Here is a 24,866-nt window from a genome sequence, read left to right as displayed (position 1 = left end):
TCAGAGCTCGAACCGGTAGCCCATCCCCGGCTCGGTGATCAGGTGCCGCGGGTGCGCGGGATCGGCCTCCAGCTTGCGCCGCAGCTGGGCGAAGTACACGCGCAGGTACTGCGACTCGTTGACGTGCATCGGCCCCCACACCTCCTGCAGCAGCTGCTTCTGCGACACGAGCCGGCCGGGGTTGCGAGCCAGGATCTCGACCAGGCCCCACTCCGTCGGCGTCAGGTGCACCTCGCGGCCGTCACGCCGCACCTTCTTCACCGCCAGGTCCACGACGAACGACGACGTCTCGACCACCGGGTCCGCCCCGTCCCGCGCCAGTCCCCGCCGCACGGCCGCGCGCAGCCGGGCCAGCAGCTCGTCCATCCCGAACGGCTTGGTCACGTAGTCGTCGGCGCCCGCGTCCAGTGCCTCGACCTTGGCGGAGGAGTCGGTGCGGGCCGACAGCACGATGATCGGGATGGACGACCAGCCGCGCAGGCCGACGATCACGTCCACGCCGTCGATGTCGGGCAGACCGAGGTCCAGCACGACCACGTCGGGTTTGCCCTCCACGGCCACGCCCAGCGCCGACTTGCCGTCGTACGCCGTCATCACGTCGTACCCCCGCGCGCTGAGGTTGATCCGCAACGCGCGCACGATCTGCGGTTCGTCGTCGACCACCAGAACAGACGTCATCGAGAGCTCTTCTCGTGACGTGTGGCGGAGTCGATGGCGCGGTTGAGCGCCGTCACGTTGACCGTGGTGGTGAAGGTGCCGGAGGTGCTCGCCGCCACCAGCTCCCGCACCTCCTCCTGCGACAGCCCGGACGCGCGGGCCACCCGTGGCACCTGCAACGCCGCGTACTCCGGGCTGATGTGCGGGTCGAGGCCGGACGCCGACGCGGTGACCGCGTCCTGCGGCACCCGGTCCTCGGGCACGCCTTCCCGCTGCGCCACGTCCCTGCGGCGCTCCTCGACCACCTTCGTGTAGTCGTCGTTCAGCTCGCCCTTGTTCGAGCCGCCGGAGGCGGGCAGCGTCGCCATCGACGGCCGCGGCCGGAAGTACCGGTCGCCCTCGCGTGCGACGGCGACCAGCGTGGTGCCGGTGGCCTCGGCGTTGGCGTGCAGGCCGGGCAGGCGTGACACGCCCCAGACCGCCAGCGGGTAGAGCACGCCGAGGAGCACGGTCAGGGCGAGCAGGATCCGCAGACCCGCCCACGACTGCTTGAGGAAGTTCGTCATCGTCAGCCGATCCCGGGGATGAGTCGCACGAGCAGGTCGATCAGCCAGATCCCGGCGAACGGCGTCACGACGCCGCCCAGGCCGTAGACCAGCAGGTTGCGCCGCAACAGCGCGGACGCGCTGGCGGGCCGGTACCGGACGCCCCTGAGCGCCAGCGGGATCAGCGCCACGATGACCAGCGCGTTGAAGATCACCGCCGACAGGATCGCGGACTGCGGCGTGGCCAGCCGCATGACGTTGAGCTGGTTGAGCGCCGGGTGGATCGCCGCGAACATCGCGGGCAGGATCGCGAAGTACTTGGCCAGGTCGTTGGCGACGGAGAACGTCGTCAGCGCACCGCGGGTGATCAGCAGCTGCTTGCCGATCTCCACGATCTCGATGAGCTTGGTCGGGTCCGAGTCGAGGTCGACCATGTTGCCGGCCTCCTTCGCGGCCGACGTGCCGGTGTTCATCGCGACACCGACGTCGGCCTGCGCGAGCGCCGGTGCGTCGTTCGTGCCGTCACCGGTCATCGCGACCAGCCGGCCGCCCTCCTGCTCCGCGCGGATCAGGGCCATCTTGTCCTCGGGCTTGGCCTCGGCGAGGAAGTCGTCCACGCCCGCCTCGTCCGCGATGGCCTTGGCGGTCAACGGGTTGTCGCCGGTGACCATGACCGTGCGGATGCCCATGGCCCGCAGCTCGGCGAAGCGTTCCTTCATGCCGGGCTTGACGACGTCGCTCAGCCGGATGATGCCGAGGACCTCGTCGTTCTCGGCCACGACGAGCGGGGTTCCACCCTGGGCGCTGATCTCGTCGACGATCTCCCGGGCGGTGTCGCTCAGCTCGAAGGCGGAGGCAGCGCCCTTGCGGATCACCCGGTCGCCGAGGTCGATGCCGGACACGCGCGTCTGTGCCGTGAACGGGACGTTGCGGACCTCGCCGACCAGCTCCTCGGTGCTGACCTGCGGCGCAAGACCGTACCCGGCGCCGCAGAACTCCAGGATGCTCCGGCCCTCCGGTGTCCCGTCGGCCATGCTCGCGAGCCTCGCCACGACCGCGAGCTCCTCCTCGCTGGCCGGGCCGACCGGGATGAGCTCGGTCGCACGCCGGTTGCCCCACGTGATCGTGCCGGTCTTGTCGAGCAGCAACGTGTCGATGTCGCCCGCGGCCTCGACCGCCTTGCCCGAGGTGGCCAGGACGTTGCGCTGCACCAGCCGGTCCATCCCGGCGATGCCGATCGCGGACAGCAACGCGCCGATCGTCGTCGGGATCAGGCACACCAGCAACGCGGTCAGCACGACCACCGACTGCTCGCCGCCGGAGTAGATCGCGAACGGTTGCAGCGCCACGACCGCCAGCAGGAAGATGACCGTCAGCGTCGACAGCAGGATCGTCAGCGCGACCTCGTTCGGCGTCTTCTGCCGTTCCGCGCCTTCCACCAGCGCGATCATGCGGTCCACGAAGGACTCGCCGGGCCTGGTCGTGATCCGCACGACGATCCGGTCCGACAGCACGGTCGTGCCACCCGTGACCGCGCACCGGTCACCGCCGGACTCGCGGATGACGGGCGCGGACTCACCGGTGATCGCCGACTCGTCCACGGTCGCGATGCCCTCGACCACGTCTCCGTCACCGGGGATCACCTCGCCGGCCTCGACGACGACCAGGTCACCGACCTTGAGCTCGGTGCCGGCCACCACGTCACCGCCGACGAGCCGGGCGACGGCGTCCTTCTTGGTGCGCCGCAACGACTCCGCCTGCGCCTTGCCGCGTCCTTCCGCGACGGCCTCCGCGAGGTTCGCGAACAGCACGGTGAACCACAGCCAGGCAGCGACGGCGGCGGTGAACACGCTGGGCTCGGTCACGGCGAACACGGTGACCAGCACCGAACCCACCCACACCACGAACATCACGGGGTTGCGCAGCTGGTGACGCGGGTGCAGCTTGCGCAGCGCCTCCGGGACGGCGTCGGCCAGCTGCCCCTTGGCGACCGCCTTCTGCGCCGGCACAACGGGTTTGTCGAGCGTGGTGGTCACAGCAGTGCCTCCGCGATGGGACCGAGGGCGAGAGCGGGGACGAACGTCAGCGCGGCGACGAGGACGATCGCGCCGGTCAGCAGGCTCGCGAACAGCGGCCCGGTGGTGGGCAGCGTGCCCGCCGTGACCGGCACCTTCTTCTGCGCCGCAAGCGATCCGGCCAGCGCCAGCACCGCGACGATCGGGATGAACCGGCCGAAGAGCATGCACAGCCCCAGCGACGACTGGAACCAGTCGCTGGTGACCGTGATACCGCCGAACGCGCTGCCGTTGTTGTTGGAGGCCGACGCGTAGGCGTAGAGGATCTCCGACAGCCCGTGCGAGCCGGGGTTGTTCAGCGCCTCCCGCGTGCCTGGCAGCACCGCGGCGATCCCGGCGCCGACGAGCAGCACCGTCGGCATGGCGAGGATCGACACCGCCGCGGCCGTGACCTCCCGGCGCCCCAGCTTCTTGCCCAGGTACTCCGGCGTGCGGCCGACCATGAGGCCCGCCAGGAACATCGCGATGACCGCCATCACCAGGATGCTGTAGAGACCGGTGCCGACACCGCCGGGCGTCATCTCGCCGAACAGCATGTTCAGCAACGCACCACCGCCGCCGAGGCCGGTGTAGCTGTCGTGCAACGAGTTCACCGCGCCGGTCGACGTGCCCGTGGTGGCGTCGGCGAAGATCGCGCTGCCGGGGATGCCGAACCGCAGCTCCTTGCCCTCCAGCGGCCTGATGCCGTTCGCCTCGGCGCCCCAGATCACCGCGAGCATGGCGGTCCAGATGCCGCCCATGACCCCCAGCAGCACGCAACCCTGCTTCTTCTCCCCCACCAGCACGCCGAACGTGCGGGTCAGCGCGACCGGGATCACGAGGATGAGGAAGATCTCGACGAGGTTCGACCACTCGCCCGGGTTCTCGAACGGGTGCGCGGAGTTGGCGTTGAGGATGCCGCCGCCGTTGGTGCCGAGCTCCTTGATGACCTCCTGCGAGGCAACGGGTGCGTTCGCGACGAGCTGCCCGTCGACGTCCACTCCGGACCTGAGGCTCATCGTCACACCGAGTGCGATCAGCACGACCGCGAAGACGAACGAGATCGGCAGCAGGATCCGCAGCGTGCCGCGCACCAGGTCGACCCAGAAGTTGCCGAGCCGGTCGCTCTGGTGTCGCACGAACCCGCGCACCACGGCGATCGCGACCGCGAGCCCGACCGCCGCCGACACGAAGTTCTGCACGGTGAGGCCGACCAGCTGGACCGCGTGCCCCATCACCGCTTCCGGCACGTACGACTGCCAGTTCGTGTTGGCCACGAAGCTGATGGCGGTGTTGAACGCCATGCCCGGCGGCACGGTGCCGCGGCCGAAGTCGAACGGCAGGACGGACTGCACGCGCTGGATGACGTACAGGAACACGATTCCGACGAACGAGAAGCCCAGCACGCCGTAGGCGTAGGTGCTCCACCTCTGCTCGGCATCGGGGTCGATCCGCGCGAACCGGTAGAGCGCCGACTCGGCCCTGGAATGGCTTTCGCGCTGGAACACGCGGGCCATGTGGTCGCCGAGGGGCCGGTACGCGGCCGCCAGTGCCGCGAACAGGATGCCGACCTGCAGCAGGCCGGCGACGAGCGGTGACATCAGAACTTCTCCGGCCTGATCAGCGCGACGAACAGGTAGACGATCAATGCGAGCGCGAGCACGCCTGCGACGGCGTTCGCGACCGGTCCCGTGCTCACAGCTTCTCCAGTCCGCGCACCGTCAGGCCCAGCAGGACGAAACTTCCGATCAGCAGCAACGCGTAGGCCAGGTCGGCCATGACGCCGCTCCCTTCAACGACAGGTTCTTCTCGATGACAGGCGGAAGCGTGCACGAGGGAATACCTGCTCAGGGGGTGCCTGACAGCGTCCTTACGGCCTTGGCGCCGACCTTTACGCGTTCCTGAGGCCGGAGAGACGTGGGTCTCATCCGTCAGGGGGCTTGATGGTCACGGTGGGTGAAATCGTTGGCGGGTGACCCGGACGTGAGGTCGTGCGTGCGTCCGTGGACGACTTCCACCACCCGCGGGCCGTGCGCTGGCGGCGCGGGAAGGAGTCGCCGGACGGGTTCTTCCTCGACAGCTTCGACTACGAGCGGTTCACCGCCGACCTGCTCGTGCCGTTCGGTGCGGGGAAGCCGTTCCGGCGCGCGAGCCACGACCTCGCGACCGACGAGCACGTGACCCCGGACGCCGAGACCGCGTCACCGTCGGCGGTCCTGCTGGTCGACGGGATCTTCCTGCACCGCGACGAGCTCGCCGGGCTGTGGGACTTCTCGGTGTTCCTCGCCGTCGGCTTCGAGGTGTCCGCGGCCCGCATGGCGGCGCGCGACGGCAGCCCGCCCGATCCAGGCCACCCGCGGTTGCGCCGGTACGTCGAGGGCCAGCGCCGGTACCTGACGGCGTGCGACCCGGCCGCGCGGGCGAGCCTGGTGATCGACTACGACGACCTCGCCGACCCGCGGCCGCGGTGACCGGCCCCGGGATCGTGACCCGGCGTGATAACGCCTGGTCCCCTCCCGGCGACGTACAGGCCACAGCGTCCGAACGCGTAACGAGGAGGCCTCCATGGCGACCACGTTCTGGGCTTGGGTCGTGTCCGCTCTCGTCATCGTGCTGCTGGCGGTGGTGGTTCCCCGGCTGCTCGGCGCCCAGCACGTCCTGCGGGACGCGCGAGGCCGTTACAGCCTGTCCCGGCTGCAGGTGCTGCTGTGGACCGTCGTGCTGCTCTCCCTGGTCAGCGGCATGGCGTACGGCCGGTTCGCCGCGGGTCAGGTGGACGTGGCCGGGTTCGCGCTCCCCGGCCAGGTGCTCACGCTGCTCAGCATCGTGATCGGGTCCGCGGTCGCGGCGGCGGCCATCAAGGTCGTGAAGAGCACGGTCAGACCGGACTGCGTGGCCGCCCACCCGGCCGGGCGGGGACGCGGGCGGTTCATGGAGATGCTCACGGTCGAGGAGGGCGTGTCGGCCGGGCGGTCGATCGACCTGTCGAAGTTCCAGAACTTCCTCGTCACGGTCCTGCTGCTGCTCGCCTACACCGCGCAGGCGGTCGCGGCGCTCAGGGCCGTGGACAACCCGGCGGGCATCGGTGGCCTGCCGGCGTTCTCGGACACGTTGCTGGTGCTGCTGGCGGTCAGCCACGCCGGGTACCTGCTGGGCAAGATCCCCTCGCCCGTCGGCACTCCGCCCGACGGCACGATGGCCGAGCGGCTGGCGGAGACGGCCGTGGTGGAGCCGGTCGTGGTAGAGCCGGCCGTGGCAGAGCCGGTCGTGGAGCCGAGCACCAACGGCTCCGTGGCCGTCCCGGAGATGTGGCCCGCGTAGCCGTTCCGCTGCCGACAACCGGGTCAACGCGATCCGGGCCGCGTCCACAATGGACGGGGCCCGGATCGGTCGAGCAACTACTTACCGCTGCGGTACGCCGTCCAGGCGTTCTGCATGCGGGTGTTCTGGCCGGGCGTGAACTGGTTGTAGCAGCTGTCGTACGAGTAGTCCATGTAGTTGTGGATCGGGTCCACACCGGACAGTGAGCACGAGTCGCGGCCCTGGGGGCAGCCCGAGCTGGAGCTGGACTGCGCCGGGGTGTCGGCGACCTCGTCGTTGGTCGCCGTGCAGCCGCCCTGGAAGGTGTGCCAGAGGCCCATCCAGTGCCCGGTCTCGTGGGTGAGCGTCTTGCCGAGGTTGAAGTTCACCTCGGAGCCGCCGGGGACGGTGGCGTAGTCGATCACGACGCCGTCCATCTTCGGGTCGCCCGCGTACCAGTTCGGGAACGTCGCGAAGCCGAAGCCGTCGATGTCGACCGACCACACGTTGAGCGTCGCGGCCGTGCCGACGCGGGTGGCGGTCTTCATCTTGCGCTCGGTGCCGGCCGTGTCGGCGCCGCCGTTGAACCACGTGCTGTTCGTGTAGCGCTTGGTCTGCTGCAGCACGAACTTGAACCCGGTGTTCGCGGCCACGCCCGGTGCCTCGACGCCGGCGAAGCCCTGGTTGAGGACCTGGATCTGCTTGGCGATCGTGGCGTCGCTCAGCGCGCCCGTGCCGCTGGTGTTCTGCACGACGTGGAACACCACGTTGATCGTGCCGCCGGCGGCCGGTGCGGCGAGGTCACCGCGCTGGCCGGCGGCCTTCGCGACCTTCGCGCGCAGGTCGGCGTTCATCTGCGCGGCCTGGGCGTCGGAGATCTCGTTGCGGTCGTGACCGGTCGAACCCGGCCTGCCGCGCGCCGCCGAGTCCTGGTGGCCGTGGGTGTCGGCGCACTCGGCCGAGGCGTTCACCGCGGGCGAGGCACCGAGCAGCGTGAGCGCGCCCGCCGCGAGCAGACCGGCCGCGAAGGCCGCCGGGACGCGCATTCTCTTGTGGACCATTGAGCTTTCCTCCATGCAGGGTGGAGGAATAGTGACCCAGGTGGCGTCCTTTGTGGATCTTGACGTTTTCACACAATACGAACGTCGTGGGCCGGAAGGCCGCTCCACCACCGGGCGTAGCGCCGGTACACCTGGGGTTCGCGGTCACCGAGGAACTTGCGCATCTCCGATGCTTCCACGGCCAATGCGGCCCACTGGTCGTCGTTCAGGGCGTGGAACGCGGTCATCTCGATGGTTCCGTCGGCCAGCGGTCGCCAGACGCCGGCCACATACCCGTCCACGAGCAGGGTGGGCAGCGTGTCACCATTGTTACCGATGACAACCCTGCGGTACTCGGGCGGGATGATCCGGCCGCGGTCGGCGTAGGCCAGCAGGGTGCTGTCCCACATGGCCATGAGCCGCGGGGGCGCCAGGGTGTCCCGGTCCGGAATCGTCCCGTCCGGCACGTCGAGGTACTCGCCGTACCGCTCCAGCTCCAGCAGCTCCAGCGCTTCCCGGATCGTGGTGCGCGGCAGCATGGTGAACTGGTTGACGTCGGCGACGGTGGCGGGCCCGAACCCGGTGAGGTAGCGGCGGACGAGCTCGGCGACGCACTCCAGCCGCTCTCTCGGCTCGGCCGGCGCGGCCAGGTAGGACGGCCGCTGCCCGAACGACCACGGCCCGCCGGTCGGCGCGTGCACGAGCCCGCCGTAGGTCCGCAGCGCCCACCAGACACCGGGCTGGCCGACGTCGCCGACGTGCGCGTGCAGCAGCTCCTCGATCTCCGCCTTCGCCCGTGGCACCGCGGCGAACTCCAGCAGGTGCTCCAGCAGCGCGTCGGCCTGCTCGACCGTGATGTCCATGGCCTTGAACCGCTTGTCGTACAGCCGTGACGCGCGCAACACGGGCAGCATCGCGTGGTGGAACACCGCGTGGTCGGCGGCCGTGACCGCGTGCAGGGTGATCCGCATCAGCGAGGCCTTGCGGACCGCGCCGCTGGTGAAGGCCTCGTCGAGTGCCGCGGGGTCGAACCCGGCCACGCGGTTCCACAGCGCGATGTAGGGCGACGCGGGTTCCTGCGCCTGGATCGCCACGACCCGCTCGACCGCGCCGGGCACGTCCACCGGTTCGCGCCGCAGGAGCAACTGGCGGTCGAGCGTGGCACGGTTGAGCTGTCGTGGCGTCGGGGTCATGCCGGTGATCCTCACCTACCGCAGCTTCGAGGGCCACCAGATCCGGCCGCCGATGTCCACCGACAGCGCGGGCACCAGCAACGACCGCACCAGCAGCGTGTCGAGCAGGACACCGAACGCCACGATGAACGCGATCTGGGTGAGGAACAGGATCGGCAGCACCGCCAGCGCCGCGAACGTCGCCGCCAGCACCACACCCGCCGACGTGATCACGCCACCGGTCAGGCTGAGCCCCCTGATGGTCCCGTCGACCGTGCCGAGCCTGCGCGTCTCCTCGCGGACGCGGGTCATCAGGAAGATGTTGTAGTCGATGCCCAGCGCCACCAGGAACACGAACCCGAACAGCGGCACCACCGGGTCCGCGCCGGGGAAGTCGAGGACGTGGTTGAACACCAGCGCCGACACGCCCATGGTGGCCGCGAACGACAGCACCACCGTCGCGATCAGCAGCAGCGGCGCCAGGACCGCCCGCAGCAGCAGCGCCAGCACCAGGAAGATCACCACGAGCACGATCGGGATGATCAGCAGCCGGTCGTGCTCCGAGGTCGTCCTGGTGTCCAGCAACGTCGCCGTCTGCCCGCCGACCTTCGCGTCCGCGCCCGCGACACCGTGCACCGCCGCGCGGATGCGTTCGACCGTCGCCACCGCCGCGTCGGAGTCCGGCGCGTCCTTCAGCGTCGCCTCGATCCGGACGAGCCCGTCGGCGGTCCCGCTCGGCCGGACGGTCGCCACGCCGTCCACAGTGGACTTCGCGACGACGTCGGCGGTCTTGTTCTCGGCGGCGATGATGACGGTCGGCGACCCCGTGCCACCGGGGAAGTGCCGCGACAGCACCTCCTGGCCCGCGACCGACTCGACCTCGGTCAGGAACACGTCGGACTGCGCGGTGCCGGACGCCTTGAGCTGCGGCAGGAACGCCGCCCCCGCCAGCAGCACCAGCGCGGTGACGATCCAGATCGCCCGCGGCTTGCGGCGCACCAGGTCCGCAGTGCGGCCCCACAGCCCGCTGGTCTCCGGGTGCGGCGAGCCCAGCTTCGGCGCGAACGGCCAGAACGCCGCCCGCCCGAGGAGCGCGAGCACGGCGGGCAGGAACGTCATCGCCGTCAGCAGCGCCGCGCCGATGCCGATCGCCGCGACCGGCCCGAGCCCCTTGTTCGAGTCGAGGTCGCTGAACAGCAGGCACAGCACGCCGAGGATCACCGTGCCGGCCGAGGCGGCGATGGGTTCGACGGTGCCGCGCCAGGCCGTGCGGATCGCCGTGAACCTGCTCTGCTCGTCGCGCAACTCCTCACGGAACCTCGACACGAGCAGCAGCGCGTAGTCCGTGGCGGCGCCGAAGACGAGGATCGACAGGATGCCCTGGCTTTGGCCGTTCAACGCCAGCACGTCGTTCTTGGCCAGCAGGTAGACGACGAAGCTGGCCAGCCCGAGCGCGAACACCGCGGACAGCAGCACCACGATCGGCAGCAGCGGGCTGCGGTAGACGACGAGCAGGATCAACGCGACCACCGCACCCGCCACGAGCAGCAGCAACCCGTCGATCCCGCCGAAGGCCTCGACCAGGTCGGCGACCTGCGCGGCCGGCCCGGTGACCAGCACCGTCAACCCCTCGGGCGCACTCCGCTTCGCATCCCGCAGCTCGGCGACCCCGTCCTTGACGTCCTTCGCCGGGTCGAGCAGCACGACGAGCTGGGCGGCGTCCCTGTCGTTGGGGGACGGGATGACCGGCGAGGCCTGGAACCCCTTGCCGCGCTCGGCGAGGAACCTCGTGTCCTCCGCCGTCAGCCCGCCCTGCCGTTCGACCACGACGATCGCGGGGATGGCGTTGGTCTGCTGGAACTTCTTCTGCAGCTCGGCGACCTGGGTGGACTCGGCCGAGTTGGGCAGGAACGCGCTGCTGTCGTTCTCCGCGACCTCGGACAGTTTGCCCGCGTACGGCCCGGTGAACCCACCCACCGCCAGCCACATGACGAGAAGCACCGCGGCGAGGACCCTCATGAGCATTTCCTTCGATCGCCGAACGTTTCGATGACCGAAACAGTATGCTGGCGTGGTGAGCGATGCAAGTGACTACGAACTCAGCATGCTGGTGCGGGCGCTGGTGATGGAGTCGAACCAGTTCCTGGAGATCTTCAGCGCGGCCCACGAACTGCACTCCACCGACATGACGGCGCTGAACCTGATCATGACCTCCGGCTCCCCCATGACACCGGGCACCCTCGCTCGCGCCCTGAACCTCAGCGCGTCCGCCACCACCTCCGTGCTCGACCGCCTGGAGCGCGCCGGCCACGTGAGCCGCGACCGCAGCCCCGGCGACCGCCGCCGCGTGGAGCTGCGCGTGCACGCCGCCGCGGAGGCGCTGGCGTCGACGTTCTTCCAGCCACTGGCCCGCGAGTTCGCGGCGACGTGGGGAGCGCTGAGCCCGGCGGAGCGGCAGGTGGTGGCCCGGTTCCTCGCCTCGACGACCGAGGCGACGGCACGGGTGCGCGCGCGAGTCCTCAAGCCCGGTACCGACTAAGGGCGTTCCTCGGGGTGGGGCAGCTTGCGGCCGCAGACGAGCAGCAGCAGGTTCTGGGCCTCGTCGTGCACGGGCGTGCCCTCGCCGAACGTCCAGTCCAGATCGGTCGCGACCAGCTTCCTGCCCTTGAGGTTCGCACCGAAGTACCTGACGTGACCGGGTTTCACCCCGTCGAGCACGAGCCGCAACCGGTCGAGCGGCACCTTCCGGTCCAACCCCAGCGCGACCGTGATGTCCAGGCCGTGGATGACGTCGTGCGACAACGCCCCCACCTGGTCACCGCCGGGTGGCGTCCACGGGTGCTCGACGTTGGCCTTGAGGGTGTCGAGGAGCTGGCGCGGGGACAGCCGCCCGGCGTCTTCCCTGGCCATGCGGTCGGAGGCGCGGTTGAACCTGAAGCCGGCCTTGAGCATCTCCTTCAGGACGCGTCCGGTTGAGCTGCGGTAGGGCAGCGTCGTGTGCGCGACGACCTCCTTTACCCGCCAGCCCGCGCACAGCGTCGAGGAGTCCCACTGCTGCTGTGTGAGGGTTTCGAGCAGTTCTGCCTGGTCACGCCGTTCGGCGGCCACCGCTTCCGTGATGTCCATGCACCACGTACGGATCGGCCGACGAAAACTCATCGCTCACGAGTCGAGGCCGAGCACGAGCTGCGGGGTCGGGATGGTGTGGTCGTCCCTGATCGGCCGCACCGCGGTGCCGATGGCGAAGAACTCGGTGACGTGCCCCGACCAGCTGTGGTTGTGCTGCAGCAGTTGCACCCCGACGATGCCCTCCGCCTCCAGGGCGGCGGCCTCGGCCTGCATGCGTTCCATCGCGAGTTCACGTGCCGAGTAGAGGCCTTGGGTGAACGCCGGCAGCTCGGCATTCCGGCCCAGGGTCCGCACCGCCGCGCCCAGCGACTGGTGCGCGACGTGGTAGACGCACGTGCCCATGACCATGCCGCACGGCGCGTACCCGGCCTGCAGCAACGTCCAGAAGTCCTGCCCGGACAGGTCCGACGTGAACGGTTTGCCCGCGTGGTTGCGCCAGTCCCCGTCGTCCTCCGCTTTCACCGCGGTGCCGACGGCGCTGAACTCGGCGACGTGGGTGCCCCACTCCTTGAGCTCGACCTTGAGCCGAACACCGACGATGCCGTCCGCACCGAGCACCTCGGCTTCCGCCTGCATGCGGGACATCGCGAGCTCGCGGGCGTGGTACATCGCCTGCGACAGCACCTCCAGCTCCTGGTTGGCGCTCCACCGCCGGAACTGGGTACCGACGTTGTAGATCGACACCCCGAGCACCAGCCCCAGCGGCCGGAACCCCGCCTGCCGCACCAGCAGGAACTCGTTGACGGACAGGTCGGACGTGAAGATGCCCCGCGAGCCCGGCTGGAGCTCGCTGAGTCTCTTCATCGCCTCCGCGGACAGCTCCGCGCTCATCCGGCTCCCCCTCGGTTCAGCGGCATGATCATCAGTGGTGCGGTCTGCGGCGGGCGGAACGGGGTGATCGCGGTGCCCGTGAGGATCGTTTCGGCGTAGAGATCACGTCCGTGCAGCTCCACTTCTCCCAGCCCGAGCGCCGGCGTCGGGTCCACCGGCATCGAACCATCCGGCACTTCGCGAGTCGGGCCCGTCCGACGCATCCAGCAATGCGGCTCTCGCATCCGGACCGTCGACTGACCCAGCAGCAGGCCCGCTCCGCCCAGCCGGGCACAGTCCTCGCCGAGCAGCTTGCGCGCACGTTGCTGCACGGCCGCGAACATCGCGCTGTGCAACCCGAGCTCACGGCTCCGCACGGTGTTCTCGACCGACAACGGCAGCTCGTGGTTGTGTGCCGTTACCGCGGCGACGCCGAGCGCGAGCCCGCACGGCACCCAGCCGCTGTGCAGCAGTTTGGCGAAGTCGCAGCCACTCAGATCCGAGAGGAAGGGTTTCGCGGGCCGCACGGCGCCGGACGCGCGCACGGCGACACCGCTGACGCTGATCTCGGTGACACGACCGAACAGTTGTTCCTCGGTCACCCGGATGCCGATGACACCGTCCGCTCCGCGGGCCGTGCTCCTGAGCCGGTGCAGCGCTTCGTCGAGCGCCGAAGCGAGCACCCGCTCCTGCGGACGCGCCGGGGCCGGCTTGATGCGGCAATCCAGCTTGCCGACGGCGGCCCTGCGGACGTGGTTGCCGAAGACCCGGCCGACCGCGGTGAAGCCGGCCGACCGCAGCGCCTGGTGGTCGGCCGCGCTGAGCTTCACGGCAGGTCCGGCAGCGTGATGCGGCGCAACAGCTCCGCGGCCTCCGCGTGCTGCGCGGCGTAGCGGGTCAGCGCCGCCGCCAGGTCGCGCGACCAGACGTCGAAGCCCACGTCGGAGGTGCTGAGCACGATGCCGTGTGACACATGCGCGACCTGCGCGCGCACGACGGCGCCGACGGACTTCCTCCTGAGCGTGAACCGGCGGTCCCCCACCTGCACGCTCACGGCGAGCACCGGCGCGGTGCCGCGCCGGAACAGGCCTTTCCGATGCTCCACCACGACCATTTCCGGCGGCAACGCGCCGGCAACCGTGTTCACCAGAAAGCCCGAGTACAGCGCGAGGTCCGCCGTGTGCGTCCTCAGGCTCGCAGCGAGCGCTTCGACGTCCCAGTCCGGCAACCTGCCCCCAGTGCGGATCGGTGTTCGCCTCGATTATCAACACACCGGCCGCTCCGCACCATCACCATCCGAAAACTCGCCGGTCCGCGTAGGGTCGTGCGCGTGATCGAGACGCTGGAGCCGTTCCGCGTCGAGCTGACCGGCTACTGCTACCGCATGCTCGGCTCCGGGTTCGAGGCCGAGGACGCCGCGCAGGAGACGCTCGTGCGCGCGTGGAAGGCGTACGACAGCTTCGACTCCTCGCGCGCGTCGCTGCGCACCTGGCTGTACCGGATCGCCACGAACATCTGCATCGACATGCAGCGTTCCGCTCAACGGCGTGCGTTGGCCGTGGACCTGGGACCCGCCGGTGGGGAGCTCGGGGCGCCGTTGCAGGAGCGGGTGTTCGTGCAGCCGGTGCCCGACCACAGGGTGCTGCCCGAGGACCAGGCGATCCGCAGGGAGACGATCCGGCTGGCGTTCGTGGCGGCGTTGCAGCACCTGCCCGCACGGCAGCGCGCGGTGCTGATCCTGCGCGACGTGCTGGCGTGGCAGGCGGCCGAGGTGGCCACGTTGCTGGACATCTCGGTGGCGGCGGCCAACAGCGCGCTGCAACGGGCGCGAGCGACGTTGCGCCACACCGATCCCGGTGAGGCGCTGAACCCGGCGGACCCGACGCAGAAGGAGCTGCTCCGGCGGTACTGCGAGGCGTTCGACCGGCACGACATGCGCGCGTTGGTGGCGTTGCTGCACGAGGACGCGACGATGTCGATGCCGCCGTTCAGCTGGTGGGTGCGGGGCCGGGCAGCGATGGCCGCGGTGCTGCAGGCACCCGGATCGCCGTGCGAAGGCGCGTGGCTGGTGCCGGTGAGCGCCAACGGGTCGCCAGCGTATTGGCAGATGAGGCCCGGGATGGACCGGCCGTTCGGGCTGGTGTTCCTCGACGTGCGCGACGGCCTGGTGACGGGGGCGTGCACGTACCTCAACGTCGACGAGCTCCTGCCGCTGTTCGGTGCACCGATGAGTTCCGGCGCGTCCTCCCGTATGTCGGTGGAAGAGTGAGGAGCTCAACCATGACGATCCAGCCCATCATCCTGACGCCGGACCTCGCACGACTGGAGGCGTTCTACGAGCAGGTCTTCGGCGCGACCGAGGTGGCCCGCTACCCGGCGGACGGCGAAGTGTTCTTCAAATCCCTGCAGCTCGGCGCCGCCGAGCTCGGACTGGTGTCGCAAGACCTCGACCTGGCCACGGCGCCACGTGTGGTCCTGAGCATCGGCGTGGACGACGTCGACGCGCTGCTGCCGGTGGTCGAGGCCGCGGGCGGGCGGGTGCAGGGGCCGTCGAACGACATGCCGTGGGGCCAGCGGGTGGCGCACGTGCTCGACCCGGACGGAAACCCGGTGAACCTCACGCAACAGCTCTAGGGTGGTCGGGTGATCCGGATCGTTCCTTCCGACGAGGTGCCGTGGGAGGACGTCGAGGCGATCTTCGACGGCTCCGAGCCCGGCAAGTGCCACTGCCAGCGGTACAAGGTCAAGGGCTGGCTGTGGCGCGACTCGACACTCGACGAGCGCTACGCGGCTCACTGCGAGCAGTCCGCGCGGGGCAGCGGCCTGGTGGCCTATGTGGACGGTCAACCGGCCGGCTGGGTCGCCGTCGAGCCGCGCTGCGACTACGCGAAGCTGCTCGACATGCCCATCCCGTGGAAGGGCCGTTCCGAGGACAGGGACGACGACGGCGTGTGGGCCGTGACGTGTTTCGTGGTGCGCAAGGGTTTCCGCCGCCAAGGCCTGACCTACGAGCTGGCGGCGGCGACCGTCGCGCACGCACGTTCACATGGCGCCCGCGCGGTCGAGGCGTACCCGATGACCGCCGCACCCGGCCAGAACGTCACCTGGGGCGAGCTGCACGTCGGCGCGCGCCAGGTGTTCGAGGAGGCCGGGTTCGTCCAGGTCACCCATCCGACCAAGCGCCGTTTCGTGATGAGGGTGGACTTCTGGATGACCTCCGACCCCCAGCCCCGGTCACTTCCTTCAGCGGGACCGGCCTGACGAGGTCGCGGCACGCGTGCTGGACTGGCTGCGTCAGGCCGCACCCACCAGGTCGCGGCGCTGCCGCCCGACGGGCTCCGCCGGCTTCCGGATCCGCCCCCACGGCTTGAACACCGACAGCACGTAGGCGAACAGCAACAACGTCGGCGCCACCACGACGGGGTGCAGCAACCCCGACGGCACCACCGCCGCCGAGTCGCCCGCCAGCATCCGCGCGCCGATGCGTGCCGCCTCCTCGACCCCCGGCCGCAGGGCGAAGGCGATCAGCAGCGACATCCCGATGTTCAGCACCAGCTTGACGGCCACCCACCAGTACCTCACCAGGCCGTACTTGCTGCCCACGCCCAGGACCACGCCGGAGACCATGCACACGAGGCTGGCACCGAACATCGGCCAGATCGCGAACATGTCCACGGCCTGGATCGCGATCCCCGCGGTGGTCACGTCCTCAGTGGACACCGCGATGACAATGAGGATCCCCAGCGCCACGTCGATGCCGAGCCACGCCGCCGCCGACAGGACGTGGACCAGCAGGACGGCCTTCCGGGCCCGGCCGCTGAGCTTGCGGGTGCCGCTGGGTTTGCGGGTGCCGCTGGCGTTGCGGGTGGTGGTCATCGCGGTGCACTCCCTCTCTCGTGGTGTCGGCTCCTACTCTCGCCACCACGAGCGGGCGCATCATCCGCTCACGTTCTGACCTCGCGTACGTCAGTTTGCGTACGCGCCGCGACCGCACACCTGCCGGTACCGTGCGGTGCATGACCGAGATTGCAGCCCACGGCGCCCAAGCCCTGCTCGGCGCGGCGATCCGACCGCTGGCCGCCAGCACGTTCGTGGCGACGTTCACCGGTGTCGGACTGGGTCGCGAGCAGGCCAGGAACGTGCTGGCCAAGGAGATCCACGCCCGGTTCGGCAAGCCCCGCGACAGCGACACCCACGACGCCCACCGTGCGGTCGTCATCCAGATCGTCCTGATCTGGGAGCAGGTGCTGCTCGCGGCGCGCACCTCCCACGGTCCCCTGCTGCTCCTGCCCGACGGCGCCCGCGTGCTCGCCGCCGCCGACCCGCTCGGCGAGCTGCACGCGCTGCTCCGGATCTGAGGCCCGGAGCAGGGCGGCCGACGGGAAACCCGAGGACGGGCCCTAGCCCGCTGCCCTCCCGTGTGCACGTACATCGACGCCCCTGTCCGTCGGCCACGACCGGTCCGGTTCGCTGTGGGGCGCGGCGCTGGCGGTCGTGCCACCCGGTCACGTCGAAGGCGAGGTCGAGCTGCTGCTCACGTCCGGGAACGCCAGCTGACCTTCGACGAACCGGCCTCCGGTGCGGCGCGCACGACCGTGCGCACCGGCAGCCCGAGGAACTCGGCGAACCGCCGCGTGTGCTCGGCGAGGCCGTGGACGTCGAACCCCGGCAACGGCCGCAGCTCCACGTCCACGGAGGTCTTCTTCACGACCCGCTTCCACAGCCCGGCGACCTGGCCGTCCTCGATGATCGTCGCGTGGAACATGCCGTTGTAGGTGGAGATCGGGATCTCGCCGTAGCGGGTGAAGTGCGCGACGCGGTCCCGGTACCCGATCAGCAGCTCGTCGTAGGCCGGCAGCAGGTGGGTACCGGTGGCGGGGCCGAGGTCCGGCGGCAGCCAATATTCCCTGCCGTCGAAGGTGTCCCGCACGAGCTCGCCGCGCACCGGGTGCAGGCCGCGCGCCGCCTGCCTGAGCCCGATGCCCGCCCAGTTCGCGAAGTCCGCGACGGTCGCCGGTCCGTGGCTGGTGAAGAACCGTTGTGCCAGCACCGAGAGCGCCTCGTCGCCGTCGAGGCGGCGCTGGTGCGGTGCCCACTCCTCCAGCAGCACGAACGTCTGGTCCCTGCCGCGCGGCGGTCCCGGCACGACGAGGCCCTCGTGGGCGAGGTGGATGAACGTGAAGTAGCTCTGCCGGTGGTCGTCCGGGATGCCGGCACGGGCCAGCAGCTCGACCATCTCGCGCCGCGTCAGGCATCCGCCTCCGCTGAGCGCAGCCACGAACGTGTTGCGCGCCAACGACATCAGCTCGGGCGTCATCCGGTGGTACTGCCACGCCCTGGGCGTCAGCTTGGCGAGGTGACGCGCGCCGACCAGGTCGAGCATCCAGCGGACGTCCTCGGCCGGTGCGTAGTGGATCGTGCCGCGCAGCAGCCAGGTGCGGACGATCCGGCCGGATCGCAGCTCCTCCTCGACATCGGCGCTCAGTCCCGCCGTGGTGCGCAGGCCGAGCGCCCACAGCGACTGGCCGTAGTCCTGGGCCTGCACGGCGCCGAGCGACCGGACGGCGTCCGCCGCCGTGGCGAACGTGCCGATCCGCTGGTTGGCGAGGCGCAGTGCGGCGATGTCCACCGCGGCAGTCTGCGTCCCGCGGACCCGGTTCCGCTCAAGCGGGCCAGGAGCCGGTGTAGCCCTCGGCCAGCAGCCGCCGTCCCGACTCCGAGTCGACCACGGACCGCAGCTCGCCGAGCTGGCGGCGCATGTCGAAGTCGGTGGCGTCGGGCAGCGTGTGCAGCATCGACGTCATCCAGTACGAGAAGTGCTGTGCCTTCCACACCCGGCCGAGCGCGCGCGGACCGTACTCGTCCAGCGCGTCCTCGTCGGCCTTGAGCAGCGCCCGTTCGATCACCTCGGCGAGCACCCGCACGTCCGCCAGCGCCAGGTTGAGGCCCTTCGCGCCGGTCGGCGGCACGGTGTGCGCGGCGTCGCCGGCCAGCAGCAACCTGCCGTGGCGCATGGGTTCCGCGACGAACGACCGGAACCGCAGCACGGTCTTCTCGGTGATCGGCCCCTGCTTGAGGGTGAACCCGTCCGGCCCGGCGACGCGGGCCTGCAGCTCCTCCCAGATCCGGTCGTCGGACCAGTCCCGCGGATCGGTCTCCGGGGTGCACTGGAAGTACATCCGCTGGTGGGTCTCGGTGCGCTGGCTGATCAACGCGAACCCGCGCGGCGAGTGGGCGTAGACCAGCTCCGGCGCGCTCTTCGGGGCCTCGGTGATGATCCCGAACCACGCGAACGGGTACTCGCGGAAGTAGTGCGTGCGCTCGGCGTGCGGCACCTGAGCGCGGCAGATCGACCGCGACCCGTCCGCGCCGACGAGCAGGTCGCACCGCACCTCGTGACGCACGCCGGCGCTGTCGGTGAACCAGATCGCGGGCTCGTCGATGTCGACCGCCGTGTCACGGACGCCGAACCGCACGTCGCCGCCGTCGCGTTCGCGGGCGTTCGCGAGGTCGATGAACACGTCCGTCTGCGGGTAGAGCCACACCGACTCGCCCACCAGCGCCTTGAAGTCCACCCGGTGGCTCTCGCCGGTGAACCGCAGGTCGATGCCCTCGTGCGGATGCCCTTCCCGCAGCACGCGGTCGGACACCCCGGAGTCGACCAGCAGGCGCGCGCTGTCGGCTTCCAGGATGCCCGCGCGGATGGTGTTCTCGATCTCCACGCGGCTCCGGTTGTCGATCACGACGCTGTCGATCCCGTGCTGTGCCAGCAGATGCGACAACATCAGCCCGGCGGGACCGGCGCCGACGATGCCGACCTGGGTGCGCGTCACGCTCACGTCTCCTCCCGCAGGACCCGCCGTGCCACGGCGAACGCGTGGTTGGCCGCCGGCACACCGCAGTAGATCGCGCTTTGCAGCAGCACCTCCTTGATCTCCTCCACGGACAATCCGTTGCGCAGCGCCGCCCTGACGTGCAACGCCAGCTCCTCCCAGTGGCCCTTCGCGATCAGTGCGGTGAGCGTGACCGCACTGCGCATCCGCCGGTCCAGCCCCGGCCGCGTCCACACCTCACCCCACGCGTAGGTGGTGATGAGCTCCTGGAAGTCCGCGGTGAACTCGTCCGGTGCCGCCCGGTCGACGTGCTCGTCGCCGAGCACCTCGCGCCGCACCCGCATGCCCTCGTCGTAGGTCATCCGACCGACTCCCCGGCCAGGACCTGGGCCACCGCCTGCGGGTTCTCGACCGGCGGCAGGTGACCGCTCCGCTCGACCACCCAGTACGACGTGGAGTTCATCTGTGCCATCACTTCCGCCGGAACCACCACGTCGTGCTCGCCCGCGACGGCGTGCACCGGTCGCACCACCTCGCGTGCCTTGAACAGGGCGAGCGCTTCACACGCCCACGCGTAGGACTCGTCGTCCACCTCGGTCAGTGCCGTGAACAGCGCATCGACGGTGTCCGGCTCCCGTTCGGCGAAGCCCGGCGCGAACCAGCGCCGGGAGGCGCCTTCGACCACCGCGGCCGTGCCGGACTTCCGGACCAGCGCCGCGCGTTCGTGCCACATCCGCGGTTCACCGATCGTCGGGGCAGCCGCGACGCACACGACCTGGTCGAACACGGTGTCGTCGCGGGCCGCCAGCTCCAGACCGACCGCGCCGCCGAACGAGACACCGGCGTACCCGGTGCCGCGTCCGCGGGCGAGGTCCTTCGCCTGTGCCTCTACCGCGTCCGCGATGTCCTGCACGGTGAACGGCCCGGTCGCCCTCGGTGCGCCGCCGTGGCCGGGCAGGTCCCAGCCGATCACCTCGAAGCCGGTCAGCTCCGCCACGCAGGCCTGCCACAGCTGCGACACCGCCGTGCCCAGCGACGGCCCGACCACCAGCAGCCGTGCCGAGTCCTCCGCGCCGGCCAGCCGCGTCAGCCGCACCTCAGTCACCATCCTGGCCACCCCTCCACCTCTCCAGCACCCGGTCCACGAAGGCGTCCGCCGCGCCCAGATATCCGGCGAGGTCGCCCTCGCCGCCGCGTTCGGCCAGCAGGTCCCCGGCCGCCGCCTCGGCCCGCCGGGCCATCACGTCGGGGAACACCCGCAGCCCCTCGGCCAGCTCCGCCGCCTGCGACGCCGCCACCACGCCCAGTTCCAGCAACCCCAGCAGCGCGGGCCACTCGGCGTGCCAAGCACCGTCCGGTCGTTCGTCCACCGCCCGCGCCGCGCACAGGTGCAGCTGCGCCCCCAGCCCCGGAGCCCGCAGCGACGCGCTGTTCACCAGCACCGCCAGCACCGGGTTCTGCTTGTGCGGCATCGTCGACGACCCGCCACGCCCCGGCTCCGCGCCCTCCCGCACCTCGGCGATCTCCGGCCGTCCGAGGGTCAGCACGTCCGCGGCGAACACGCCCAGCGCGTCGCACACCCGCACCAGCGCGTCACCGATCCGCGTGATCGGCGCACGCTGCGTGTGCCACGGCAGGCCCGGCCACACCAGGTCCAGCTCACGGGCGAATGCCGCGGCGGCCTCCAGCGGGTCGGCCGAGAGCGCGGCGCGCGACAGCGTTCCCGCCGCTCCCCCGCACTGCACCGGGTACCGCAGCCGGTCGACGTCCGTCACGGCGTCCAGCACCGAGTCGAGCCACCGCGCCGCCTTCAGCCCGAACGTGATCGGCACGGCGTGCTGCGTCAGCGTGCGCCCGGCCATCACCGACCCGCGGTGCTCGTCGGCCAGCCGCCCCAGCGCGCGAGCGATCCGAGTGAGATCGGCGCGCACCCGCGCCACGGCGTCTCGGGCCAGCAGCACCAGTGCGGTGTCCAGCACGTCCTGGCTGGTCAGGCCGGTGTGGACGGTAGCGGAGACACGCGATCGCAGCGCGGAGACCAGCGGCAGCACCGGGTTGCCCGCGGCTTCGACCTCCACCGGGTCCAGCTCGGGCGTCCAGTCCCGCACCTCCGCCTCGATGTCGGACCCCAGCACCCGCGCCCACGCGACCTCGACCCGCACCATCGCGCGGGTGAGGTCGCCGACGCCGTCGGCTCGGTGGGAACCCGGCAGCACGCGTCAGCTCCGGTGCCGCGGGAACGAGAAGAACACCGTCTCGTTCTCGCCCTGCAGGTGGATGTCGAACCGCAGCCGCCCGTCGTCCTCCCGGCTCGCCACCAGCCCGTCCACCGCGTCGGCGGATCCCGGCAGGTAGATGCGGGTGAACAGCCGGTCCAGCAGGCCCCGCGCGAACACCGTCACCGCGAAGAACGGCGCCGCGCCACCCGGTTCGACCGTGCTGAACCAGTAGCGCCCCGACCGGTCGGTGCACGACCGGCCCCACCCGGTGAACGCCGCCCCGCGCCGCCGCAGCGACCCCTCGGCCGACGGCACGGCACCCGTGGCGTCGGCCTGCCGGATCTCGATCATCGCGTCCGGCACCGGCACGCCCGCGCCGTCGTAGACGTGGCCGTGCAGCACGACGGAGCCCGCCGCGCCGAACGGCACCAGCTCGCTGTCGCCGGGGTAGGCCAGCGCGTGGTGGAAGAACGGGCCGATCGTCTGCCCCGGCGTCGCCTCAGTCATCGGTTGCCTCCAGGTGGGTCGCGTGGCTCCCGGTCAACACGATGTCCCAGCGGTAGCCGAGCAGCCACTCGTGCTCGGACAGCGAGTGGTCGTAGGAGGCGGTCAGCCGCCGCAGGGCGGCCGGGTCCGAGATGGACTGCGCGATCGGGTCCAGCGCGATCAGCTGGTCGCCGGGGAAGTACATCTGGGTGATCAGGCGCTGGGTGAAGTCCGTGCCGAACAGCGAGAAGTGGATGTGCGCCGGCCGCCAGGCGTTGTGGTGGTTGCGCCACGGGTACGGCCCCGGCTTGATCGTCGTGAACGAGTACCAGCCGCCGTCGTCGGTCAGGCAGCGTCCCACGCCGGTGAAGTTCGGGTCGAGCGGCGCCGGGTGCTGGTCGCCCTGGTGGGAGTAGCGGCCGGAGGCGTTGGCCTGCCAGACCTCCACGAGCTGGCGGCGCACCGGGCGGCCGTCGCCGTCGACGACGCGGCCGTGCACGCGGATGCGCTCCCCGATGGGCTCGCCGCCGTGCTGGAGGGTCAGGTCGGCCTCGACCGGGGCCACGTCGGAGTGGCCGAACACCGGGGCGACCAGCTCCACCCCTTCGGGGTCGGCGTGCCGCGGCGCCTTGGTCGGGTGACGCAGCAGGGAGCTGCGGTAGGGCGGGAAGTCCAGCAGCGGCGCACCCTTCGGTGAGTCGGCCTGGATCTTCGCGATCTCGTCGCTGATCTCTTGCTGACTGGTCACCCGGAGCACGCTAGAGATCAACCGGCCGTCACGTCGACCGGAGCTTTCCATTCACCGGAAAACACAACGTCGATTGATGGTCTTGTCCGCCTCGACGTGGTCGGCGCCGGGCACTTCGTGTGGGAGGAGGGCGCAGCGGACTACGCCCGCCTCCTCACCGAGTGGTGGATGGCCGACCAGGTCCCGGAGGCCGGTCCGGCGGCCTCGCTCACCGGTCGCCGACGCGGACTTCGACGGCGACACCGTCCGAAGTGGCCCCAGCGCGCCCGCGAAGTCCTGGCCCGGCGCCTACTCGGTGCGGCAGGGCGCGCCGTTGAGCGTGAACGACGTCGGCGGGTTGTTCGCGCCCTTCGTCGTGCCGTTGAAGCCGACCGAAATCGACCCGTTGGGCGTGATCAGCGCGGAGTAGTCGGCGTTGGTGACGCTCACGACCGCGCCGTCCTGGGCGGGGGTGGCGTTCCACATCTGGTTCACCGTCTGGCCGTCGGTGAACCGCCACCGCAACGTCCAGCCGTTGATCAGCACGCCGCTGACGTTGCGCACGGTCACCTCGGCCTGGAACGCACCGGGCCACTGGCTGTTGATCCGGTAGGTCACCGCACAGGGCGGTGGTGGCGGCGCCGACGTCGAGGTGGCGGGCGGAGGCGGCGGGGTGGCCGTCGCGCACTCCTGCGCCCACAGGCCGAGTTTTGCTGTCGCCGCACCGTTTTCGGCCTCACGTAGCGGTCCACCGTCCACACCGGCCGTGCGCGCGACACCGCTGCGCACCGCCAGCAACGCGTAGTCGGTGCCGTCCGCCAGCACCAGGCTGACCTCGCCGGGCGTGATGCTGCTGACGCGGACCTCCTTGTCCAGCAACGTCTTCCTGGCGAAGTCGAGCGCCCCGTCGGCGCCGCAGCTCGTCGGTTCCGCGAGGAACGAGATGCGCGCCTTGGTGCCGTCGGCGAGCTCGACCGTGCGTCCGTCGAGCACCGCGACCACCTTCACCGGCGGCTGGTCGTCCGCGGCCGACACCCGCGCGCTGCTCGGCGACGCCACGGGGTGCGGGAGCGACGCGACCTCGGTGGTGCAGGCGGCCGTGAGCGTGGTGCAGGCGGCCGTGAGCAGGGTCAACAGCACCGACAAGTGCTTTCGTGCTGCCATTGGACGACCGTATCGCTGCACGCTGGACACGCAATCACCTGTTCGGACTTGATCAACTGTGGCGTTCAGCCGTGGTCACAGTATTCGTTGCGCCGCCCGTTGCCCGCAGTTCACCCCGCCGTGGTGATCGGTGGAGATGATCACGACGTCCGCTCCCCGTCGATGGAGGTCTGAAGTGCACACCCTGCAACCGCACCGGACACGCCGCCTGCTCGCCGCGTTCGCCGTCGCCGCGTCCCTGCTCGTCTTCCTCACCCCCGCCGCGGAAGCCCGCGTCTACCAGTCCTGCGGCATCTCCGGCTGTTCCGCCGCCCGCTCCGCCGACGGCACCTGGGAGTCGAAGGGCTACCCGAGCACGCGCGGCTGGAACGACTGGCCGAACGGCCAGTGCAACTTCGCCGGCGGCACGTACTACAACCGCGACGACCAGCTGCCCGCCGGCCACCGCTACCAGGAGTTCGACGTCTACCCGCGTGCCTGCGGCGCCGCCCGGGACGCGGCGCGGATCATCGTCGACCGCACCAGCGGCCAGGTCTACTTCTCCCCCAACCACTACACCGACTTCTACGCGATGTACTGAGCCGGTGCCGGGCGCTGCGGTGGACAGCCGCAGCGCCCGTTCGGCCGCGCACGGACCCGCGCCCCGCAGCTTCCACGTGGCGCAGCCCACTCCCACAGGGGAATCTCCCAGGCGGGTCGTCCGTTGTACGGGGTGGTCGGTGCGGTCCGT

At 70.7% G+C, this 24,866-nt stretch carries 30 protein-coding genes; 8 read left to right on the top strand and 22 right to left on the bottom strand.

Annotated features, from left to right (window positions below; all coding sequences use genetic code 11):
* From ADL03_RS14360 to ADL03_RS46920, 6 genes are read right to left on the bottom strand one after another with little or no spacing between them, the layout of a single operon-like run.
* Nucleotides 1-678, bottom strand: a complete 678-nt coding sequence (locus ADL03_RS14360; protein ID WP_053733850.1) for a response regulator — start codon at nucleotides 676-678, stop codon at nucleotides 1-3.
* The gene (locus tag ADL03_RS14355; RefSeq protein ID WP_053733849.1) at nucleotides 675-1,223 is read right to left on the bottom strand and encodes a potassium-transporting ATPase subunit C; all 549 of its coding nucleotides are present in this window, start codon (nucleotides 1,221-1,223) and stop codon (nucleotides 675-677) included. Before ADL03_RS14355 ends, ADL03_RS14360 begins: the two co-directional genes overlap by 4 nt.
* Nucleotides 1,224-1,225: 2 nt before the next feature.
* On the bottom strand, nucleotides 1,226-3,238 hold the full coding sequence (gene kdpB, locus ADL03_RS14350) for a potassium-transporting ATPase subunit KdpB (RefSeq protein ID WP_053733848.1): 2,013 nt from the start codon (nucleotides 3,236-3,238) through the stop codon (nucleotides 1,226-1,228).
* Nucleotides 3,235-4,857: a potassium-transporting ATPase subunit KdpA gene (gene kdpA / locus ADL03_RS14345; RefSeq protein ID WP_053733847.1), complete on the bottom strand. Its 1,623-nt coding sequence runs from the start codon at nucleotides 4,855-4,857 to the stop codon at nucleotides 3,235-3,237. The genes kdpB and kdpA overlap by 4 nt, the downstream gene beginning before the upstream one ends.
* Nucleotides 4,857-4,955, bottom strand: coding sequence for a K(+)-transporting ATPase subunit F (gene kdpF / locus ADL03_RS14340; RefSeq protein ID WP_053733846.1), 99 nt, complete (start codon nucleotides 4,953-4,955; stop codon nucleotides 4,857-4,859). The genes kdpA and kdpF overlap by 1 nt, the downstream gene beginning before the upstream one ends.
* Nucleotides 4,952-5,089 (bottom strand): hypothetical protein, encoded by a 138-nt coding sequence (locus tag ADL03_RS46920; RefSeq protein ID WP_157528594.1) that lies wholly within the window; start codon nucleotides 5,087-5,089, stop codon nucleotides 4,952-4,954. Before ADL03_RS46920 ends, kdpF begins: the two co-directional genes overlap by 4 nt.
* Before the next feature lie 158 nt (nucleotides 5,090-5,247).
* Between ADL03_RS46920 and ADL03_RS14335 the strand changes: the two genes are divergently transcribed.
* Together ADL03_RS14335 and ADL03_RS14330 are read left to right on the top strand one after the other, a co-directional pair.
* A complete protein-coding gene (locus ADL03_RS14335; RefSeq protein WP_053733845.1) occupies nucleotides 5,248-5,727 on the top strand; it encodes a hypothetical protein in 480 nt (159 codons plus the stop codon).
* A 94-nt stretch (nucleotides 5,728-5,821) separates the two neighbouring features.
* Entirely contained in the window at nucleotides 5,822-6,577 is a 756-nt protein-coding gene (locus ADL03_RS14330; RefSeq protein ID WP_053733844.1) for a hypothetical protein, read from the top strand.
* A gap of 77 nt (nucleotides 6,578-6,654) precedes the next feature.
* Here the strand turns inward: ADL03_RS14330 and ADL03_RS14325 are convergent, their stop codons facing one another.
* The 3 genes from ADL03_RS14325 to ADL03_RS14315 form a co-directional block, all read right to left on the bottom strand.
* Entirely contained in the window at nucleotides 6,655-7,617 is a 963-nt protein-coding gene (locus ADL03_RS14325) for a zinc metalloprotease (RefSeq protein WP_082373112.1), read from the bottom strand.
* A gap of 68 nt (nucleotides 7,618-7,685) precedes the next feature.
* On the bottom strand, nucleotides 7,686-8,804 hold the full coding sequence (locus tag ADL03_RS14320) for a winged helix DNA-binding domain-containing protein (RefSeq protein ID WP_197288316.1): 1,119 nt from the start codon (nucleotides 8,802-8,804) through the stop codon (nucleotides 7,686-7,688).
* Nucleotides 8,805-10,787, bottom strand: coding sequence for an MMPL family transporter (locus ADL03_RS14315; RefSeq protein WP_053734012.1), 1,983 nt, complete (start codon nucleotides 10,785-10,787; stop codon nucleotides 8,805-8,807). It abuts the gene before it with no gap.
* Nucleotides 10,788-10,842: 55 nt separating this feature from the next.
* On the opposite strand from ADL03_RS14315, the gene ADL03_RS14310 reads away from it, so the two are divergent.
* On the top strand, nucleotides 10,843-11,307 hold the full coding sequence (locus tag ADL03_RS14310) for a MarR family winged helix-turn-helix transcriptional regulator (protein ID WP_197288315.1): 465 nt from the start codon (nucleotides 10,843-10,845) through the stop codon (nucleotides 11,305-11,307).
* Here ADL03_RS14310 and ADL03_RS14305 read toward each other — a convergent pair.
* From ADL03_RS14305 to ADL03_RS48400, 4 genes are read right to left on the bottom strand one after another with little or no spacing between them, the layout of a single operon-like run.
* Nucleotides 11,304-11,894, bottom strand: coding sequence for a maleylpyruvate isomerase family mycothiol-dependent enzyme (locus ADL03_RS14305; protein WP_053733842.1), 591 nt, complete (start codon nucleotides 11,892-11,894; stop codon nucleotides 11,304-11,306). The genes ADL03_RS14310 and ADL03_RS14305 overlap by 4 nt on opposite strands.
* Before the next feature lie 36 nt (nucleotides 11,895-11,930).
* Nucleotides 11,931-12,728: a heavy metal-binding domain-containing protein gene (locus tag ADL03_RS14300; protein WP_231641832.1), complete on the bottom strand. Its 798-nt coding sequence runs from the start codon at nucleotides 12,726-12,728 to the stop codon at nucleotides 11,931-11,933.
* Nucleotides 12,725-13,537 (bottom strand): heavy metal-binding domain-containing protein, encoded by an 813-nt coding sequence (locus tag ADL03_RS48405; RefSeq protein ID WP_053733841.1) that lies wholly within the window; start codon nucleotides 13,535-13,537, stop codon nucleotides 12,725-12,727. Before ADL03_RS48405 ends, ADL03_RS14300 begins: the two co-directional genes overlap by 4 nt.
* A complete protein-coding gene (locus tag ADL03_RS48400; RefSeq protein WP_053733840.1) occupies nucleotides 13,534-13,935 on the bottom strand; it encodes a hypothetical protein in 402 nt (133 codons plus the stop codon). Before ADL03_RS48400 ends, ADL03_RS48405 begins: the two co-directional genes overlap by 4 nt.
* A gap of 102 nt (nucleotides 13,936-14,037) precedes the next feature.
* Between ADL03_RS48400 and ADL03_RS14285 the strand changes: the two genes are divergently transcribed.
* Genes ADL03_RS14285 through ADL03_RS14275 form a run of 3 tightly spaced genes read left to right on the top strand, consistent with a single transcriptional unit; the run spans nucleotide 14,038 to nucleotide 15,968 of the window.
* Entirely contained in the window at nucleotides 14,038-14,976 is a 939-nt protein-coding gene (locus tag ADL03_RS14285) for an RNA polymerase subunit sigma-70 (RefSeq protein ID WP_197288314.1), read from the top strand.
* Between the two features lie 11 nt (nucleotides 14,977-14,987).
* Nucleotides 14,988-15,341, top strand: coding sequence for a VOC family protein (locus ADL03_RS14280; protein WP_053733838.1), 354 nt, complete (start codon nucleotides 14,988-14,990; stop codon nucleotides 15,339-15,341).
* Nucleotides 15,342-15,350: 9 nt separating this feature from the next.
* A complete protein-coding gene (locus ADL03_RS14275; RefSeq protein ID WP_053733837.1) occupies nucleotides 15,351-15,968 on the top strand; it encodes a GNAT family N-acetyltransferase in 618 nt (205 codons plus the stop codon).
* A 33-nt stretch (nucleotides 15,969-16,001) separates the two neighbouring features.
* On the opposite strand, the gene ADL03_RS14270 is transcribed toward ADL03_RS14275, so the two are convergent.
* Nucleotides 16,002-16,583 carry a hypothetical protein gene (locus ADL03_RS14270; RefSeq protein WP_053733836.1) on the bottom strand — a complete coding sequence of 194 codons (582 nt, stop codon included), beginning with the start codon at nucleotides 16,581-16,583 and terminating at the stop codon, nucleotides 16,002-16,004.
* A gap of 140 nt (nucleotides 16,584-16,723) precedes the next feature.
* Between ADL03_RS14270 and ADL03_RS14265 the strand changes: the two genes are divergently transcribed.
* Entirely contained in the window at nucleotides 16,724-17,065 is a 342-nt protein-coding gene (locus tag ADL03_RS14265; RefSeq protein WP_053733835.1) for a hypothetical protein, read from the top strand.
* 176 nt (nucleotides 17,066-17,241) lie between these two features.
* Here ADL03_RS14265 and ADL03_RS14260 read toward each other — a convergent pair whose 3' ends face one another.
* The 8 genes from ADL03_RS14260 to ADL03_RS14225 all read right to left on the bottom strand — a co-directional run bounded on the left by ADL03_RS14260 (nucleotide 17,242) and on the right by ADL03_RS14225 (nucleotide 24,136).
* Nucleotides 17,242-18,336: a winged helix DNA-binding domain-containing protein gene (locus tag ADL03_RS14260; RefSeq protein WP_053733834.1), complete on the bottom strand. Its 1,095-nt coding sequence runs from the start codon at nucleotides 18,334-18,336 to the stop codon at nucleotides 17,242-17,244.
* A 34-nt stretch (nucleotides 18,337-18,370) separates the two neighbouring features.
* The gene (locus ADL03_RS14255; RefSeq protein WP_053733833.1) at nucleotides 18,371-19,546 is read right to left on the bottom strand and encodes a 4-hydroxybenzoate 3-monooxygenase; all 1,176 of its coding nucleotides are present in this window, start codon (nucleotides 19,544-19,546) and stop codon (nucleotides 18,371-18,373) included.
* A complete protein-coding gene (gene pcaC, locus ADL03_RS14250; RefSeq protein ID WP_053733832.1) occupies nucleotides 19,543-19,902 on the bottom strand; it encodes a 4-carboxymuconolactone decarboxylase in 360 nt (119 codons plus the stop codon). The genes ADL03_RS14255 and pcaC overlap by 4 nt, the downstream gene beginning before the upstream one ends.
* Nucleotides 19,899-20,648 (bottom strand): alpha/beta fold hydrolase, encoded by a 750-nt coding sequence (locus tag ADL03_RS14245; protein WP_082373149.1) that lies wholly within the window; start codon nucleotides 20,646-20,648, stop codon nucleotides 19,899-19,901. The genes pcaC and ADL03_RS14245 overlap by 4 nt, the downstream gene beginning before the upstream one ends.
* Nucleotides 20,638-21,756: a lyase family protein gene (locus ADL03_RS14240; RefSeq protein ID WP_053733830.1), complete on the bottom strand. Its 1,119-nt coding sequence runs from the start codon at nucleotides 21,754-21,756 to the stop codon at nucleotides 20,638-20,640. Before ADL03_RS14240 ends, ADL03_RS14245 begins: the two co-directional genes overlap by 11 nt.
* A gap of 3 nt (nucleotides 21,757-21,759) precedes the next feature.
* Nucleotides 21,760-22,266, bottom strand: a complete 507-nt coding sequence (gene pcaG / locus ADL03_RS14235) for a protocatechuate 3,4-dioxygenase subunit alpha (protein ID WP_053733829.1) — start codon at nucleotides 22,264-22,266, stop codon at nucleotides 21,760-21,762.
* On the bottom strand, nucleotides 22,259-23,044 hold the full coding sequence (pcaH, locus tag ADL03_RS14230; RefSeq protein ID WP_053733828.1) for a protocatechuate 3,4-dioxygenase subunit beta: 786 nt from the start codon (nucleotides 23,042-23,044) through the stop codon (nucleotides 22,259-22,261). Before pcaH ends, pcaG begins: the two co-directional genes overlap by 8 nt.
* A gap of 237 nt (nucleotides 23,045-23,281) precedes the next feature.
* Nucleotides 23,282-24,136, bottom strand: a complete 855-nt coding sequence (locus ADL03_RS14225; RefSeq protein ID WP_082373107.1) for a cellulose binding domain-containing protein — start codon at nucleotides 24,134-24,136, stop codon at nucleotides 23,282-23,284.
* A 175-nt stretch (nucleotides 24,137-24,311) separates the two neighbouring features.
* Here ADL03_RS14225 and ADL03_RS14220 point away from each other — a divergent pair, with 175 nt between their 5' ends.
* Entirely contained in the window at nucleotides 24,312-24,716 is a 405-nt protein-coding gene (locus ADL03_RS14220) for a ribonuclease domain-containing protein (RefSeq protein WP_082373106.1), read from the top strand.
* The last annotated feature ends 150 nt before the right edge of the window (nucleotides 24,717-24,866 follow it).

It is taken from the genome of Nocardia sp. NRRL S-836 (assembly GCF_001279525.1).
Classification (GTDB): domain Bacteria; phylum Actinomycetota; class Actinomycetes; order Mycobacteriales; family Pseudonocardiaceae; genus Lentzea.
The sequence above is the reverse complement of the archived record's forward strand: the minus strand, read 5'-3'. Positions and strand labels throughout refer to the sequence as shown.

Bases quoted from the DNA above. Each gene is read 5' to 3' on its own strand.
- ADL03_RS14280 (WP_053733838.1), top strand. From the start codon at position 14,988: ATGACGATCCAGCCCATCATCCTGACGCCGGACCTCGCACGACTGGAG.
- ADL03_RS14265 (WP_053733835.1), top strand. From the start codon at position 16,724: ATGACCGAGATTGCAGCCCACGGCGCCCAAGCCCTGCTCGGCGCGGCG.
- ADL03_RS14330 (WP_053733844.1), top strand. From the start codon at position 5,822: ATGGCGACCACGTTCTGGGCTTGGGTCGTGTCCGCTCTCGTCATCGTG.
- ADL03_RS14245 (WP_082373149.1), bottom strand. From the start codon at position 20,648: ATGGTGACTGAGGTGCGGCTGACGCGGCTGGCCGGCGCGGAGGACTCG.
- pcaC (WP_053733832.1), bottom strand. From the start codon at position 19,902: ATGACCTACGACGAGGGCATGCGGGTGCGGCGCGAGGTGCTCGGCGAC.
- ADL03_RS14300 (WP_231641832.1), bottom strand. From the start codon at position 12,728: ATGAGCGCGGAGCTGTCCGCGGAGGCGATGAAGAGACTCAGCGAGCTC.
- ADL03_RS14360 (WP_053733850.1), bottom strand. From the start codon at position 678: ATGACGTCTGTTCTGGTGGTCGACGACGAACCGCAGATCGTGCGCGCG.
- pcaG (WP_053733829.1), bottom strand. From the start codon at position 22,266: ATGACTGAGGCGACGCCGGGGCAGACGATCGGCCCGTTCTTCCACCAC.
- kdpA (WP_053733847.1), bottom strand. From the start codon at position 4,857: ATGTCACCGCTCGTCGCCGGCCTGCTGCAGGTCGGCATCCTGTTCGCG.
- ADL03_RS14315 (WP_053734012.1), bottom strand. From the start codon at position 10,787: ATGAGGGTCCTCGCCGCGGTGCTTCTCGTCATGTGGCTGGCGGTGGGT.
- ADL03_RS14270 (WP_053733836.1), bottom strand. From the start codon at position 16,583: ATGACCACCACCCGCAACGCCAGCGGCACCCGCAAACCCAGCGGCACC.
- ADL03_RS14305 (WP_053733842.1), bottom strand. From the start codon at position 11,894: ATGGACATCACGGAAGCGGTGGCCGCCGAACGGCGTGACCAGGCAGAA.
- ADL03_RS14325 (WP_082373112.1), bottom strand. From the start codon at position 7,617: ATGGTCCACAAGAGAATGCGCGTCCCGGCGGCCTTCGCGGCCGGTCTG.
- pcaH (WP_053733828.1), bottom strand. From the start codon at position 23,044: ATGGAAAGCTCCGGTCGACGTGACGGCCGGTTGATCTCTAGCGTGCTC.
- ADL03_RS14355 (WP_053733849.1), bottom strand. From the start codon at position 1,223: ATGACGAACTTCCTCAAGCAGTCGTGGGCGGGTCTGCGGATCCTGCTC.
- ADL03_RS14225 (WP_082373107.1), bottom strand. From the start codon at position 24,136: ATGGCAGCACGAAAGCACTTGTCGGTGCTGTTGACCCTGCTCACGGCC.